Below are 17,142 nucleotides of genomic sequence, written 5' to 3'. Positions count from 1 at the left end.
GATTTGAATGGATATTCGGTAGAAAATGTATCTTTTCAAAGCATTGAAGGCATTTACGTCACAGGTAATTTGTATCGTCCTGCCCAATCAAGCAAAGGGAAAAATGCAGGAATTTTATGTCCGCATGGACACGGCACTGACCCACGTTTTGCCGCCTACACACAGCAGCGTTGTGCTACGCTCGCTCGCATGGGAGCTACGGTTTTTGCCTATGATATGGTTGGCATGGGCGATTCAAAACAAACTATTCACAAGATTGAAAAAGCACTCAAACTACAAATAATCAATGGCAAAGCCGCTCTTGAATTTTTGTTAGGTTTACCCGATGTAGATAAAAAACGTATTGGTATGACGGGCGAATCGGGCGGAGGAACACAAACTTTTGTACTTTCTGCCCTTGACGACCGAATAAAGGTTTCGGTACCCGTGGTCATGGTTTCGGGTTATTTCTTTGGAGGTTGTGTGTGCGAAAGTGGTATGCCTATTCATAAACGCCCAACCCATCAAACAACCAATGTAGAAATTGCTGCTACTTTCGCCCCAAAACCTATGCTTTTAGTATCGGATGGTGGCGATTGGACAGTGAATACACCTAACATGGAGTACCCATACATTAAAAATGTTTATTCGTATTTTGGAGCAGCAGATAAGGTAGAAAATGTACATCTCGCCAACGAAAAACACGATTATGGCCCCTCAAAACGCCAAGCAGTTTATCCATTTTTGGCTAAATATCTAAAACTCGATATTCAGAAAGTAATGCAGAATGGCACAGTTGATGAAAGTGCCAATAAGGTTTTGACCCAAACCGAATTACAAGTTTTTGATGAACAACACCCACGCCCCGCAAATGCCGTAATGGGCGATGCCGAAGTGATGGCACTTTTAGAGAAGAAATAAAGTAAAGCGTTTAAAATGTTATTTTTGTTGAAAATTGTTGCACCTTGTTGAAAACAACCATGTGCAACAATAAAAACAACTGTAACTATTTTCAAACAAGCCCTAATAAATGAAAGAAAATAACCCTTTGAATACTTCTTGGCGAAAAACAGCCTCAACGATATATAAAAAACCAGTTGATTCGAAAATATTTGGTTCGGTTGAAATTGATATTACAGATTTAGAAAAATACATTGCCGAAAAACGTAAAAATGGCGTAAAAATTACCCTTACACACTTTTTTTTGGTGGCTACGGCTCGTGCTATTAAAGAAATTCCAGAACTCAATACTTACATCAAAAGAGGCAATATTTACTCACACGAAGCAATCAATGCCACGGTAAGTGTACTTTTACAAAGTGGAGAAATGGGTTCGGTAAAAATGCTCAATGCTGATAAACTGACACTTACGGAATCGGCTGTAAAACTGAAAGAAGAAATCCAAAAAACATATAAAGGCGATGAAAACGCCACCATGCAAATGAAAGAAAAACTGGCGGCGATTCCGTGGCCTGTGCGTAGTTGGGTTTATCAATTTATTAAGTACCTCACCACAAATATGGGCATTTCTATTCCGCCTCTTGGGCTTTCGGCCAATAATTTTGGTTCGTTTATTTTATCAAATATTGGCAGTATTGGTCTTGATATTGGCTACCCAGCTCTGATGCCTTCGGCCAATATTGCGTTTGTCTTGATTTTGGGTGGAGTGACAAAAAAACCGTGGGTTGTTAATGATAAAATTGTCCCTCGTAGTATTTTGATGCTCGGTGCGGCACTTGACCACCGAGTAATTGATGCTTCCCATGGTGGCAAGCTATTCAAACTACTGAAACGATTTGTTAATAATCCTGAGTTGTTGGAGGAAGCCTAAGAATTTCATAAATTTTACAAGTACTCGGAGAAAATTTTGCTATTTTTATCAAAAATTCATAACCATGAAAATAGCCACACAGATATTTTTTCTCTTCTTTTTTTGCGAATGTTTTGGTCAGAATATAGGTAATGCTTATTCAGCAAGAATCTTAATCAATGATAACCGCTACGCCGAAGCAATACAGGTTGTTGGCAATTGTGTGGAAACTCCATGTCTAATCGAACTGGGATTTTGCTACCAGAAACTCGGAGATTTCAAAAAATCGAATAATTATTATCTACAAGCACTCGAAGCCAATCCTGATAATCAAACTACTCTTTCCCAAGTTAGTCAGAATTTCGAGCGACTGGGCAATAATTCCAAAGCAAAAAATTACTACGAAAAGCTCATTTCGCTCGATTCGACCAATGTGCTTTACTATAAACTTTATAGCAATCTCTTGGTCAAGCTGGGCATGGATTCTTTAGCTATCAGAACTTACAAAAGGACAATTTATCTCAATCCAGCCGACTTAGAAAGTACCACAGAGTTGGGTAAGTTATATTTTAAGACAAATGCTTTTCAAGAATGTAAACGACTGATAAACAAAGGATTAAAATCAGACTCTACCTATATCCCCTTACTTCAAATCAACGCCAAATTATCTTACCGAGATAATAATTTTAAAGAGACTGTCACTCAAATCCAACAAATTATGAGCGTTGGAGATTCTACGCTTTTCTACCAACGCCTTTTGGGTTTCTCTTATTTCCGACTCGATAGCACGCAAAGAGCCATCGAAACACTCGAAAGATATGCACTAAAAGGCGAACCCAACGAACTTGTTCACTACTATTTAGGACTTTGTTATTTGAAGAATTCGGATACAAAAAAGGCAAAAGAAAACTTAGAAAAAGCCATAAAAGTTGGTGTCTCCGAAAACGTAACCGATTATTTCTATATGTTAGGATATTTAGAAGAAACTGGCAAAAATTACAAAGAAGCCATAGAATTCTACCAAAAAGCCTATACTTTCGACCCACGACCTGATTTAATGTTTATGATAGCTCGTTCTTATGATTGGAATAACAATAAACCCAAAGCTATTGAACACTATCAAAAATATTTAGCGTCTAAGTCTAAAACATTTGCCGAAGATGCAAAAAAACGCTTACAGCAAATAAAGAAATAACATAAACTACTACAACTATGAGAAGCTCTATCCAACATTTTATTTATATCCTGTTTTTGGGGTTTCTGAGCCTTCATAGTTTTGCCCAAAACATTGACGAAAAAGAAATTCTATCACTCAGAAACGAATGCGGAGGTGTTTATTTTAATAGCAAAGAAGTCTTAGAAAAGAGTTGGGGAAAATCAATTCGCTTTTTTGATTTGAAAAAAGGTGATAAAGTAGCCGATATTGGGGCAAAGTCCATGACTTTTATTGGTACGCTATCAGTATTTTATGAAAACATAGATTTCTACTGCGAAGATATTGACTCGGCCTGTACCACTTCCAAACAAGCTCAGAAAGTCATTGATTTTTACAGTAAAATTAAGGGTTCGCCCATTAGTTGCAAGTTTATTCCTGTTATCGGCACCGAAACATCTACCACACTTCCTAAAAATTTCTTCGATAAAGTTATTATTGATAATTCACTGCATGAGTTTTCGGAGAAAGTTTTGATGCTGAAAAACATCACTCAAATCTTAAAGAAAAATGGCTTTTTGTACCTTCGTGAATCTCTCGGACGCACCAACGGGGAACTCCACATGGGTTGTAACCAAGCTCTTTTCGACGAAGCACATTTAGTTGAATTTATTATACAACAAGGCTTTAAATTCATAAAATCCGAGGATTCTCAGATTCCCACGGGGGCCTTTCTTTCAAAATTATTTCTATTCGTAAAACAGTAAAATAGTCTATACATCGCTAAACTTTCGATAACGATGGGTTTTCAAACTCGATGCTGTCGAAACTTTTTCATCATACCCTCCCAATTTCAAACGTTTGCATAACTATTTCAAACGTTTGCGTAATAATTTATAAGAAATATCTTATTTTTTATTAGTAAAATGCACTACCAAATCTTCCTAACCAATACTTCATCTCTTTAGCCTCTGACAATATAATCGTAACATTACGGTAATATTCTCTTAATCAGTGAGGCGTAGTTTTGCAGTTGTTTAGCAAGGCAACAGTACCTAAACTCTAAATTTTCCTTTTTTTTTTAACAAAAACTTCGCTAACCAATCATTTATGTTTACCTAATTTAACACCAATGTCACGTACTGTTCATCTGATACAACTTTATGTATCTGCCTTTCACAAGCTCAACAAATATTCTTAATCACAAAAATCAGTCAACGACAATGAATCAAAAACTACTGCAAAACAGGTTGCTTGCTCTGTCATTTCCGAAGCTATCTGTCTTTATCCTATTATTTTCACTCTTAGGGGTCGATGTTGGCTTTGCCAAAAATCAACCAAACACTTTCAAAACCGTTGATATTACGGTCAAAGGAAAAGTAACAGATGCCGAAACGGGCGATGGTCTTCCAGGAGTAAGCGTTTCAGCCAAAGGGAGCACCAAAGGGGCCGTAACCGATGTAAACGGAGAGTATTCCATTACCGTTAGCGATGGAAAAGCGGTTTTAGTATTTAGTTATGTAGGTTATACTCCTCAAGAAATTACTGTAGGCGGACAAACACAAATCAATATTCAACTCAAATCTGACAGCAAAACGCTCAGCGAAGTGGTGGTTGTGGGCTACGGTACAGCCAAGAAAACAGACATCACGGGTGCTGTAAAATCAGTCAGAAGTGAGGAATTTAATAAAGGTATCATCAACTCGCCAGAACAACTTTTACAAGGTAAAGTAGCGGGTGTAAACGTTACTTCAGCAAGTGGAGAGCCAGGTTCGGCACAAAATATCTCAATCAGAGGACCAGGTGGTGTTCGCACAGGCAGTACACCTCTCTTTGTTGTTGATGGTTTAGCCCTCGATAATTCGGGAACAGGTGGTGCAATGAACCCTCTTACATTCTTGAACCCACAGGATATCGAAACAATTGATGTATTGAAAGATGCTTCGGCAACAGCAATTTATGGTGCTCGTGGTGCAAACGGGGTAGTTTTGATTACTACTAAAAAAGGAAAAGCTGGAAGTTCTTCGATGAATTATTCGGCAAGTTTAGGTATTTCTGAAATCGCTCGTGCATTACCTGTTTACACGGCTGACGAATACCGCAAAGCTGTACCAAGCGTAGGTGGAGTTTTAGAAGATTTAAAAGGAAATACCGATTGGCAAAAAGAAATCACTCGCACAGCATATACGCAAAACCACAACCTCACTTTGGGTGGCGGTGCAGGAAAATTAACTTATTATGCGTCGTTTGGAGCTCAAAAACAAGAAGGTATCTTAAAGAATAACGATTTGAATCGCTACACGGGTCGTATTAATGTCAATCAGAAATTCTGGGAAGACCGCCTAAACGTTGATGTAAACCTCAATGCAACATTCACAAATAACAGTCGCCCTCCAATTGGAAGCATGATTGGAAATGCCATTTCGGTAAACCCAACTTACCCTGCGTATGATGCACAAGGAAATCCTGCGGTTTATCCAAACTTGGTGAATCCGTTAGTGAGCTTGAAGTTGGAAAAAGATATTACAAAAACGAATCGTCTGATTGGAAATATCTCGCCATCTCTCAAAATCACAAACGATTTAGTTTATAAATTGAATTATGGTATCGACAACTCAAATTCGGTGCGTGATTTGGTTTCTTTGCCCAATGCCGTGCCTTTACAAGATGGCCGCCTCGAAACTATCTATATAACTAATAATAATAGTCTCATCGAAAACTATTTGACTTACACGAAGAATTTTAATAACAATAGTTTTTCGGCATTGGTTGGACATTCATACCAAAAGATTTTCTTACAAGGCCGTTCTTCGAGTATCAATAAATTCCCGATTTCGGATATTGACCCAATCTATAACCCAGGCTTAGGTCAAGAACTCACTTTGGCAAATAATAAACCTTCGGGCTATGCTACCAAAAATGAATTACAATCGTTTTTCTCAAGACTAAATTATAGTTTCAAAGATAAATATTTGCTCACGGCAACAGTTCGTGCCGATGGTTCATCAAAATTTGGTGCAAATAATAAATACGGTATCTTCCCTTCGTTTGCGGCAGGTTGGAGAATTTCAGAAGAAGAATTTATGAAAGGTTCTCGAATCAGCAATTTGAAACTTCGTGCGGGTTGGGGACAAACTGGTAATCAAGAGATTCCATCAAAAATCACACAAGCATTATTTACTTCAACGGTTTCGGCTTCTACGAGTTATCCACTTGTTAATTCTGGACCTTTTCCAGCAGGAACAACTTACAGCCGTTTAGCCAACCCTGACATTCAATGGGAGGTTTCAACACAAACCAATATTGGTCTTGATTTTGGTTTATTCAATGGTGCTTTAACGGGTGCGGTTGACTATTTCAATAAAGTTTCGAGCGATATTCTCTTAGAAGTAATTCCGTCTGACCCCGTTCAACCAGCAGGTACATTCTGGACGAACGTAAAAGATATGAATATTACTAACAAAGGCTTAGAAATCGAATTGGCTTATCGCCAAAAAACTGCCAGCGGTATCAACTACGGCATCGGTGGAAACACTACTTTCATTAGAAATAAAGTAACAAACTCACCGTATTCGGTTATTCCTTCGGGAAGTGCTTCAGGTTCGGGTCTTACTTCGGCAACCATCAATGGATATCTTAGTGGCGAACCAATCGGTACTTTCTTCTTGAAAGATTTCACAGGTTTTGATGATAAAGGTCTTAGCACTTACCGTGATGTAGATGGCGACGGAATCGTTACTGACAAAGACCGTATTGCAGCAGGAAGTGCTTTACCAACGATGCAGTATAATTTCTTTGGAAATATCGGCTACAAAGGCTTCGATTTAATTGTAAACTTCAATGGTGTTCGTGGCAATAAAATCTATGATAACACGGCCAACTCAAATTTCTATAAATTACGTTTGTCGAAAGGAATCAATACAACGCCAGAGGCCGTACAATATGCCAATGAATCTGCAAATAATGCCGCCCCAGTTTCAACTCGTTTCTTGAAAGATGGAGCATTCCTTCGCTTAAATAATATGGCTTTAGGCTATAGTTTCAATACCAAAGCACTTGGCATTGATAAGTATATTCCAGCATTGCGTTTATCGGTTACAGGCCAAAACCTTTTCGTAATTACCAAGTACAACGGCTATGACCCAGAAGTAAACACTGACCGAACCATCAATGGTATTTCATCGTATGGTATCGACTATTTAAGCTATCCAAAAGCTAAATCAATCATCTTTGGTCTAAATGTTTCATTCTAAGATAACATGCTTTAAGCTATACGCATTAAGCAATATGCAAAAACATTATCAAAACTGCCTAAAGCGTAAAGCATAAGGCATAAAGCAAAAAACAATGAAAAAGAAAATATATTCATTATTGTTCCTATGTAGCTTTGCTGTTTTAGAAGGCTGCACCGACCTCAAAGAAGAAGTACTTGACGAAACCCTTTCGGCAGCCAAACTTACTGACAAGCAAGCTGCCGATGGTATCATTGCTCCTGTATATGCACGTCTCCCAGATATTTTCTTGCATACCAACTATTTTGCTATTCAAGAAATCTCGACTGATGAAGCAATTTTGCCTTATCGTGGTGGCACCGACTGGGGCGATAACGGTATCTATTTGGCCATGCACCAGCACACTTACCAAAGCACTGACCCAAATCTGAGAAACACTTGGAATCTAATTTTGCAAGGAATGTCTCGTGCCATCACGGCTATAAATACCCTTCCAACACTCAACGACCCCAATGCTAAAGTTTATTTGGCCGAAGCTCGTGGTATGCGTGCGTATTACTCGATGCTAACACTTGATTTATTCGGTTTAGTTTTCGTGAAAGAAGACCTCGGCGAAACTTCAAAAATTCTGCGTGGCGAAGAAGCGTTTCAATACATCAAAAATGAGTTCTTAGCAGTTGAGCCAAATTTAGATGCAACAGTTGGTCCAGGACGTTTATCAAAAGGTGCTGTATGGGGTTTATTAGCTCGTCTATACCTCAATGCCGCTGTTTACCGTGATGTTTACGGAACACCAAGCTTCAAAGCTGATGAAATGGATAAAGTGACCGAATATTGTGATAAAATTATCAATGCTGGTACGTATAAATTATCGGCTGATTATTTCTCAATTTTTGGTTCAGACAATCATTCAAACCCTGAATTAGTTTTTGCAGTTGACCAAAGAGCTGAATTAAACGGGCATAATCGTATGGCATATTTCTCGCTATCAGGCGACCAATTTCCGCTTCCTGCATACCCAAATGCCAATGGAACTGATGGCCCTGCCATTACGCCAGATTTTTACCGTACTTGGGTAAACGAATATGCCCCAAAAGACCCATCGGATGTTGACCCAAGATTTTATAAGCAAAATATTTCTGCCTACTCAAACCCTGCTGATACGTGCGTAACTGATGTTAATTTCAACATGAATCGTGGTATTTTGCGTGGGCAGCAATATGGTTTGATTAGAAAAAATGGGGTTTTCTTAAAATGTCCAGACGGTAAATTCAAAGTTGGTAAACTTTTCAATGATACTCGTAACCGTCCAACAGTACCTGTAAACTTCACCGAAAAAGTAGATTATACAACTGCGGGAAGCGATTATAGCTCAGGATACCGAGTATTGAAATACGAATTTAGTCGCAAATCAGTAAGTGGTCGTAACTTTGGCGATGCTGATATTGTGATTGTTCGTTTGGCCGATGTTTATATGATGCGTGCTGAAGCAAAATTACGTAAGAGCAATGATGCCGCAGGAGCTTTAGCCGATGTCAACATTGTTCGTGCAGCTCGTACTACCCCTCCACCCCCACTCACTTCCATGTCGCTTGATATTCTTTTCAAAGAGCGTGGTTTTGAATTTTACTGGGAAATGCTTCGCCGTTCGGATATGATTCGTTTCGGAAAATATGAAGGTACTTGGACAGAAAAAACCAATACAGATAAACTGAAACGTATCTTCCCAATTCCACAAACAGCCATTGATGGAGCATCAAACCTTCCTGGCTATTTGAAACAAAATCAAGGATATTGAAATAATTAATAATGGTTAATTATTAATTATAAAGTGTTCATTAAAAGGTATTTAAGCGATGATAAAACTTTATTTATCATCGCTTTTTTAGTTGACGTTCATCTGGTGAAACAATTTCAAACGTTTGCGTAAATTTTATTTGAAATGTTATAAATTTTATTACTTTATTGCATAGTATTTGTACAAATGTCCATACTATATACCTGACATTTTAATAAAAAAACGCATTAGACAATTCAAAAAATAAAAGAAATGAACTTCACTGAAAAAGAAATTTCGCCTCTTGCAAGCATCGAAGAATGGGAGGATGATTTGCTCGAAAGATACCCAGAGCCTAAAAACGCTGAAACAAAAAAAACTAAAGACGAATACCGTAACTACACAGACTCTGAGCGTGTAAATACTGTTAGAGAATTTTACCGTTTGAACCACACTTATCAAACTTATGATTTTGTTGTTCAGAAAGAAAAAGAGTTCTTGAAATTCGACAAACGTGAAATGTCAGTTTGGGATGCCATTGATTTCTTGAATACATTGGTTGATGATTCTGACCCAGATACAAACCTTGATCAGTTTCAGCACCTACTTCAAACATCAGAAGCTATAAGAGCTGACGGCCACCCAGATTGGTTCGTTCTGATGGGCTTTATGCACGATTTGGGTAAGGTTCTTTGTTTATTCGGCGAGCCACAATGGGCAGTTGTAGGTGATACTTTCCCCGTTGGTTGTAAACACTCTGATAAAATCGTTTATCCTGAATTTTTCGAGGCAAATCCTGACTCAAAAGATGAGCGTTATAATACAAAATACGGTGTTTATTCACCAAATTGTGGACTTGAAAATGTAAAAATGTCTTGGGGACACGACGAGTATCTTTACCAAATGATGAAAAATTATTTGCCAGAAGAAGCTCTTTATCCAATTCGTTATCACTCATTCTATCCTCAGCACCGTGATGATGCTTATAGTCATTTGATGTCAGCTCACGATTACAAGATGTTTAAATGGGTAGATAAATTCAATCCTTACGATTTGTATTCTAAAGTGCCAGTACCACCAAATGCAAAAGAGCTTCGTCCATATTACGAAGATTTAGTTGCTAAATATTTACCTGCTACTTTGAAATTCTAATCGACATAATAGGGCAACAAAAAAGGGAAAATCGAAAGATTTTCCCTTTTTTGTTAGATTACTAACTGAATCTTAATATTCCCACAAATTGTGTTCAAATTCCATTAATTCGTGTTCTAATTGTTCAGATTTCAACAAACCTTCACGTGGAGACTTGTAAATATCGTCTAAGAAATTATCCAAAGCATTCGATTTTTTGATAATTTTTCCGTGAAACAAACGCAACTCAAACGCATCCGCTAAGTTTTTGTGTGATGCTACGTTAGCAGCATTATACCAAATACACTTAGGATTACTACGGAAATAACGCTCCAATTCTTTGTATTTGAATACACAAATCGGACGGTCAAAACCCAGCGTTGTTTGGTCGGCTGGAATGATTAATTTCAACGTAAGAATATCAAAATATTGACGTGAACGTTGCTTATCAAAAATCCAATCTTCTTTCAATTCTAACGTTGTCAATTGAGTTGGAAAAATCTCTACACCAGCACCTGGGTCGGTTGCCGCAGGAGCAGCACCACCAGCAGCAGGTTTAGCAGCACCGCCACTATCTCCACCCCAACCATCATCACCGCCTGATGAAAAACCAGCAGCTTTTTCTTCTTCAGATAAACCACCGCCTTCACCTTTCAGCATCAAACGCTCCATAAATTGGTCGAGTGTAAGCTTTGTTGTCAAAGAATCATTATCGTAGGCTTCAATCAAACCAGCTTTTACGGCATCAATCAAGTGTCTTGTAATTTCACTTCCTTTCGAGAAAAGCGGTTGATTTTGCTTTTCTTTCAAGTCAATTCTTCGCCACAAAGTTGTTTTATACATAACGTTTTCCTCATGTATAGGGCGAAGCGATAGCGGATTCAAATAATTATTTGACTTCTCTTGAGCTACTGCAAACTGGCTGATAATCAATGAGATACCAAAAGCCAAGCCTTGTAATTTCTTCATAATTCTGACAATTATTTTGTTATTAATTCAATGGAACAGTGAAAATAATTTCTCCAACATCCACTGTTTCTACTTCTCCTTTAAAATTTCTACGTTCTACACGCTTTACTACTATTACATAACGGTCTCCCGCCTGTGCTTGTTGTGCAAGGTTAGAAACATTTGCAGTGTTGCCATTAAATGGACCTCCTCCTATTCTTCTTGAACCACGAGCCAAATTAACTTCAAATTCTGCTACTCTAAATGCAGCATCTTCTGGGTTAGTTGATTTGAATGATTCATCAGCTATTGCACCGATATTAATTGTTCTTAAACCAGTCGCCGAAGCTCCTCTACGTTCATCAATCCCAAGTAATTTAATCGTTGGCTTAGGCACACGACGAACTGGGAAATTAAATGTCTGTAATGTGATTCCGCCATTTACTACATTCATTGAAGCTTTGGCTGAATTTGGAACAATTGTTACTTTACCACCTTCACCTGGAATAAAATCTGCACCCGAACCACTAAATGAAGGACTATACAATGCTCCTAAACCTGGTGAATAAGTAGCTAAGCGGTTGGCACATTTAAAGTATAACGCTGGCATTGAGGCTGTTTCGATTTGAACCGATGGCTTCAATACTGTATATGTTTCCTCTTTCTCAACTGACTTCATTGAGCCATCAGGTGAAGGATAAGAAACAGTAGCTTTGTATGAACGCTTCAACTGACCATTTTTATCAAAATCACCGCCCGATGCAGTAATTTCATATAGACCTTTACCATCTTTTACTGGTAAAGCTGAGCCATTGATACTGATTCTTGGTGTAATTGATTTAGAGTACGCTCCGATTGCTACCTCAGCTTTGTATTTCTGACCAGCAACTACCGAACGTGAATCTGGAATAACCACCGCAAAGATTTCATCAAATTTGATTTCTTTGATACCCACTTGGCTTGCGAGATATTCTAAAACTTCACCTTCTAAGCGACGAACCTCTGATTGTTTCTGACTCAAAACCGCCAATGCCGCTGGAACTGGAGTTTGAGCAAAATATAACTCAGAAAAATCTTTGCTTTTTGTAATGTTATCTGTTCTTGCCAAAGCGGGGTCTTGAGCTGCATCAACCGCTAACTCAGGAAACTTAGTATTTGGAGCAGCAAACTTTTGTAATTGAACAGCGAAATCATTCAATTTCTTCTTCAATTCGTAACCTTTACCATTTTTTTGGTCACCAACCATCAAGATGGCTACTTTTTCTTCTTCCGAAGGGTTTTTCACACCACCAGTTTCAGCATCAAGTCCACCGCCAGCATTGACGATTTCCTGCTTCAACCCACTGATATAATTATCCATTTCGGTTGTAACTTTTCTTACTTCAACAGCTTTTTGAAGTACATCGGCATATTGAGCTCCACCTGGTTTCTCTCTGATTTCTTTTTCAATTGCCTTTACTGATTTCTCGTTATTGCCATTAGCAGCCGAGTTTGCTCTTTCCAAACTATTATTCAAAAGTTGAAATTTTTGTAGAAGTGCATTACTTACCTGGAGTGCTAACATTGCCGTCAGAACCAGATACATCATGTTTATCATCTTCTGACGTGGCGACTCTTTTCCACCTGCCATATATTCTATATATTATACAGTTAGTAAATATTTTTTTTAATTAAGAATGTAGAATGTAGAATTAAGAATGAATGTAGAATATAACTCATCATTCAGAACTCAACACTCTAAACTATTTTAGTTTCCTTTCATTGCCGACAACATACTTCCGTAAACATTGTTCAACGAAGTAAGATTGTTTGTCAATTTCGACATTTCAGTTTTGAATTGTTGAGCTTCTTTCGAGGCATCTGACATATCTTGCATTGCAGTTGTCAAATTACCGTAGAAAGCGTTCATTGCTTTCAAATGCTTATTAGTATCTTGTAATTCAAGTTCGTAAACTGCATTCAAAGCACCCATGTTTTGAGTAATTTTGCTGAATTGTGAACGGTATTCTTGAGCATCTTTAGTTGCATCAGCCATGCTATTCATTGCATTTACAGCAGTGCCATAAGCAGCATTCATAGCTGTTACTTGACCCGAAGCGGTTTTTACATTTTTAGCGTAATCACTTGTTGCTACGGTTGCGTCTGTCAAATCTGACATTTTAGCAACTTGGCCAGTAAGGCTTTGAATACCTGTTTTCAAACCATCAAAAATATCTGGAGAAAGCTTAGCGTTAGCAAGCATATCATCCATTTTGGCAGTTAAACCAGCACCTTGCGATGGAGTGGTACTTCTTTTTGGGAGTTCTCCTTGAAAATCATCAGCTAATTCTGGGTAAACCTTTTCCCACTGATATTCATTATCTGGACGAAGGAATGATTGGAAAGCATAAATTAAGAAAATGGCAGCTTCTGTGCCTAAACCAATAGGTAACATAAAATTCGCCCAGTCGTAGTGCATAATTTTACCTAATGCCCCCAAGATTACAACTGATGCTCCTGCTCCATAGAAAAACGGAATGATTTTGTCCCAAAATAAACTTTTACCGTTGTTATTTGCTGCCATGTGTTTAAAAAAGTTAAGAATTAAGCTTTAATTTAAAAGGGAATTTATTTATAATTTTTGAATCTACTTTTATTTAAACATAATAAATGCGAAGTATAAATCGAAATATTCATGTAGAATACTTCAGGATATACTTCGCAATTATTTTTGATATTATTCTCTTCCTGGAACACTTCCCAAACGGTCCATCACACAACGGAAACCGATATAAGAGCGGCGTTCGTTACGGAACTCATACGTTCGAGTACCCGTTTCGAGGAAGTAGGCTACGTCTTTCCAAGAACCACCTTTGATAATTTTACGAGGCTCATTTTCATCGTTGTACACAGGGTTCAAATCCCATGTAACTGGCATATATGATTCTGCATAAGCATCTTGGCACCATTCTGCCACATTTCCTGCCATGTTATACAAGCCATAATCGTTTGGATTGAATGCATTTGATGGAGCTGTGTAAGGGTATCCATCGGCACGATAATTTCCTCTGTATGGCTTAAAGTTTGCTAAGAAACAGCCTTTACCATTGGCTACGTAAGGGTTACCCCAAGGATATTTTGCTCCTTCTTTGCCACCACGAGCTGCCCATTCCCATTCAGCTTCTGAAGGCAAACGATAGCGTGGAGATTTGAATAAATTCTTCTGGGCTCTGTTGTCGTTCAATAATTTTGTACGCCATTTACAGAAATATACTGCGGCATCCCAGCTAATACCCACTACTGGATACATATCAAAAGCAGGTGACGAATAATAATATTCGGTCATTTGGTCGCCGTTATGATAAGTAAAATCTTTACTCCAAACCGAAGTATCAGGATAAAGTGTTGACATGATAAATTCTTCACCCAAAACAGAAACCGAGTCAGTCATCATTGAATTCATAAACTGACGGTACTCGTGGTTAGTAACTTCTGTGTCATCCATGTAAAACGGAACGATGGTTACACGCTTATTCATTGAGATACGAGCCGACATTACGTCTTCATCGGCTTGTCCCATCATTAACGACCCCGAAGGAATCAGCACCATTCCGTGAGGAGCGGTTTGCTTATAGCCTTTGCGAGAGGTTGCCATGATTTCACCATCACGGATTCCATCCATGCCAATGTCTTTGCCTCCACTTTTACTGCTCTTCTTTCCTCCAATCCCCATTTTACTCAAGGGGCTTTTAGAACCGCAACTTTGCATCATTATGATTGGGGCAATCACTAACAGACTTTTCAAAAAGGTACTTAATATTCTCTTGTTCATAGCTGAAAACAAGTTGGTTATCTATTTTTTTTGGTATTGATACTTTCGATAATATAGAAACGTGACTTCCGAAATTAATATTGCATTAGCCCGCAAAGTTATGAAAAAAAATAAGTTTTTCCGATAACTATCAACTGATAAAGCAATTATTAAGCCAAATTATCTATTTAAAGGTCTTGGATAGCACTATTCAAGCAATTTCCAGTCAGTTAGAGTAAAACAATAACTTTTTGATAATGTTAATAAGATGAGCGGAGAAAATAGCAATTTTATTATTAAGCGGCACAAATTATGCCAAAATTAGATTTTAAGGTATTTTTTGAAATAAAAACGAGCAGTTATTTCAAATTTTCTTTGGTAAATATTTGTCAAAAGGAACTTTTAATATCTATATCTCGGTGTACGAACGATTGATTTTTTTCCTGCTCTTAAAGCCGCTAACGAATAACTTAAGAGTACTTCATGAGATAGCGGACTTTTAGCATTTTTACCTCCAATTATTACATCAACTGCATAGCCGATTCTCATACTTCCTCCTAAAATATTTGCTCCTACAAGTCCCGAAACGGCATCGCCTGTACGGTAACTTGCTCCTACCCAATAACGACTATCGTAAGTTGCTATGGCACCCGCTTCGGCCGAAATTGTACTCAAATCTGATTTTATTATTAACATCGGACTCACATCAACTGTATATGAAACCCCAATTAACACGCTACCAGTAAGATATGCACTACGTTTAAGGGTGTTTGTGGCATTATCAGTTCCGAGTCCGAAAGTTGGTTGATTGATGTGATTCATTGACAAACCAATGTTGTAAGATGGATTGCTTAGGTAAACCCCTGCTCCAACATCAATGGCAGACTGGCTAAAACGCCCAGTTGCCAAAAGTGGGTCACCGTCATCTTTCGGACGCAAACGGCCGTAGTCGATTCCTCTTGCAAAATACCCTCCACTTACTCCTATGCCCAGTTGGCTATTGCCAAGTGGCATTTGATAAGCATACGATAATTTAAAATCTTGTTGTGTACTTGCACCTATTTTGTCATTGACAAATGTTATACCTACGCCACCCTTAATCATTTTGAGTGGAATATTCGCCGAAATTACTTGTGTAACTGGAGCTCCTCCGTCATCAAAAGTACTTTGATAACCTTGATATTGTGTGCGATAAATTGCCTGAAAACGAGTGACGTTTTCAGAACCAGCCGTAGCAGGATTCAAAAATAACTGATTGTATATGTAGTGCGTAAACTGTGCATCTTGCTGAGCATGAGCTGTAAAAGATGCTATCAATAAAACTATATAATAAATCTTTCTCATAGTGGGCTAAAATAGTCGATGGTCAATAGACGAGAATTGATAATATTTTGGCTGCAAAAGCAACACATTTTTTATATCGTTCTCTTTCTAAAGGCAATTTAATTAATTATTTGTATTCCTAACACCATAACGAAAAAAAATAGGCTAAACTTGTGGTTTAGCCTATTAACTTATTTTTATTATATATTGTTTGCCTTTTTTATGTAGAGTTCTAAAGCTCCTGTCATTGAAGGTGCATTGGGTAGCGGTGCTTCAATATCAAGAATAAACCCTGCATCTCGGATAGCCTTGGCGGTTGTTGGCCCAAAAGCTGCCAAGCGAGTATTATTTTGTTTCCAATCTGGAAAGTTAGAATTCAATGAAGTAATTCCAGATGGGCTATAAAAACATATAATATCGTAGAAAACTTCCGTAAGGTCTGATAAATCTGATGGAACAGTTTCATACATGATCGCTTCTGTGAGATGCAAATCATTACGGTTCATCAAATTTGGGATATCATTGCTACGAATATTTGAGCATGGGAATAAGAATTTCTCTCCTTTGTGCTTCAAGATCAATGCTTCTAAGTCGGCAGCGGTTTTCTGACCTACAAAAATCTTACGTTTTCTGATAACGATATATTTTTGTAAATAATTAGCCGTTTGCTCTGAAATACAGAAGTATTTCATATCTATCGGAATCTCGATTCTAAGTTCTTTAGCAATACGGAAGAAATTATCTACTGCATTTCGGCTGGTTAGAATAATGGCCGTGTGTGCTAAAATATCAACTTTTTGGCGACGAAAATCACGGTGGTCTAAGCCTTTTACCTCAATAAAAGAACGAAAGTCCACTTTTAAATTAAACTTTTTGGCCAACTCAAAATACGGAGACTTCTCGTCGGTCGGTCTCGCTTGTGTTACCAAAATACTCTCCACTTTACGGAGGCGGTCCTGAGTTATTTTTTCTGTTACTTCACTCATCCAAATTGCGGGT

General features: G+C 38.0%; 13 protein-coding genes. 7 read left to right on the top strand and 6 right to left on the bottom strand.

The features are described 5' to 3' along the window. From A6M55_RS13180 to A6M55_RS13150, 7 genes are all read left to right on the top strand, one after another. The coding region (locus tag A6M55_RS13180) for a S9 family peptidase (RefSeq protein ID WP_064198064.1) at positions 1–900 on the top strand (900 nt) is incomplete at its 5' end. 109 nt (positions 901–1,009) lie between these two features. Beyond that, a complete protein-coding gene (locus tag A6M55_RS13175; protein ID WP_064198058.1) occupies positions 1,010–1,810 on the top strand; it encodes a 2-oxo acid dehydrogenase subunit E2 in 801 nt (266 codons plus the stop codon). 64 nt (positions 1,811–1,874) lie between these two features. Beyond that, a complete protein-coding gene (locus A6M55_RS13170; protein WP_064198057.1) occupies positions 1,875–2,984 on the top strand; it encodes a tetratricopeptide repeat protein in 1,110 nt (369 codons plus the stop codon). Between the two features lie 17 nt (positions 2,985–3,001). After that, positions 3,002–3,709, top strand: a complete 708-nt coding sequence (locus A6M55_RS13165; protein ID WP_156511062.1) for a methyltransferase domain-containing protein — start codon at positions 3,002–3,004, stop codon at positions 3,707–3,709. Positions 3,710–4,165: 456 nt separating this feature from the next. Beyond that, positions 4,166–7,195, top strand: coding sequence for a TonB-dependent receptor (locus A6M55_RS13160; protein WP_064198055.1), 3,030 nt, complete (start codon positions 4,166–4,168; stop codon positions 7,193–7,195). 94 nt (positions 7,196–7,289) lie between these two features. Further along, positions 7,290–8,972, top strand: a complete 1,683-nt coding sequence (locus A6M55_RS13155) for a RagB/SusD family nutrient uptake outer membrane protein (protein ID WP_064198054.1) — start codon at positions 7,290–7,292, stop codon at positions 8,970–8,972. 252 nt (positions 8,973–9,224) lie between these two features. Continuing rightward, positions 9,225–10,103, top strand: a complete 879-nt coding sequence (locus A6M55_RS13150) for an inositol oxygenase family protein (RefSeq protein WP_064198053.1) — start codon at positions 9,225–9,227, stop codon at positions 10,101–10,103. Between the two features lie 72 nt (positions 10,104–10,175). Here A6M55_RS13150 and gldN read toward each other — a convergent pair whose 3' ends face one another. The 6 genes from gldN to A6M55_RS13120 all read right to left on the bottom strand — a co-directional run bounded on the left by gldN (position 10,176) and on the right by A6M55_RS13120 (position 17,129). Next, positions 10,176–11,051 carry a gliding motility protein GldN gene (gene gldN / locus A6M55_RS13145; protein ID WP_064198052.1) on the bottom strand — a complete coding sequence of 292 codons (876 nt, stop codon included), beginning with the start codon at positions 11,049–11,051 and terminating at the stop codon, positions 10,176–10,178. A gap of 22 nt (positions 11,052–11,073) precedes the next feature. Then, the gene (gene gldM / locus A6M55_RS13140) at positions 11,074–12,660 is read right to left on the bottom strand and encodes a gliding motility protein GldM (RefSeq protein ID WP_064198051.1); all 1,587 of its coding nucleotides are present in this window, start codon (positions 12,658–12,660) and stop codon (positions 11,074–11,076) included. A gap of 117 nt (positions 12,661–12,777) precedes the next feature. Then, on the bottom strand, positions 12,778–13,593 hold the full coding sequence (gene gldL / locus A6M55_RS13135) for a gliding motility protein GldL (RefSeq protein WP_064198050.1): 816 nt from the start codon (positions 13,591–13,593) through the stop codon (positions 12,778–12,780). Positions 13,594–13,746: 153 nt separating this feature from the next. Then, positions 13,747–14,841, bottom strand: coding sequence for an SUMF1/EgtB/PvdO family nonheme iron enzyme (locus A6M55_RS13130; RefSeq protein WP_064198049.1), 1,095 nt, complete (start codon positions 14,839–14,841; stop codon positions 13,747–13,749). Positions 14,842–15,222: 381 nt separating this feature from the next. Further along, complete coding sequence (locus tag A6M55_RS13125) at positions 15,223–16,164, bottom strand: type IX secretion system membrane protein PorP/SprF (RefSeq protein ID WP_064198048.1); 942 nt, start codon at positions 16,162–16,164, stop codon at positions 15,223–15,225. 179 nt (positions 16,165–16,343) lie between these two features. Then, entirely contained in the window at positions 16,344–17,129 is a 786-nt protein-coding gene (locus tag A6M55_RS13120) for a uroporphyrinogen-III synthase (RefSeq protein WP_064198047.1), read from the bottom strand. Between the last annotated feature and the right edge of the window lie 13 nt (positions 17,130–17,142).

The organism is Emticicia sp. MM (assembly GCF_001649495.1).
This window is presented reverse-complemented; position numbering and strand designations above follow the sequence as displayed.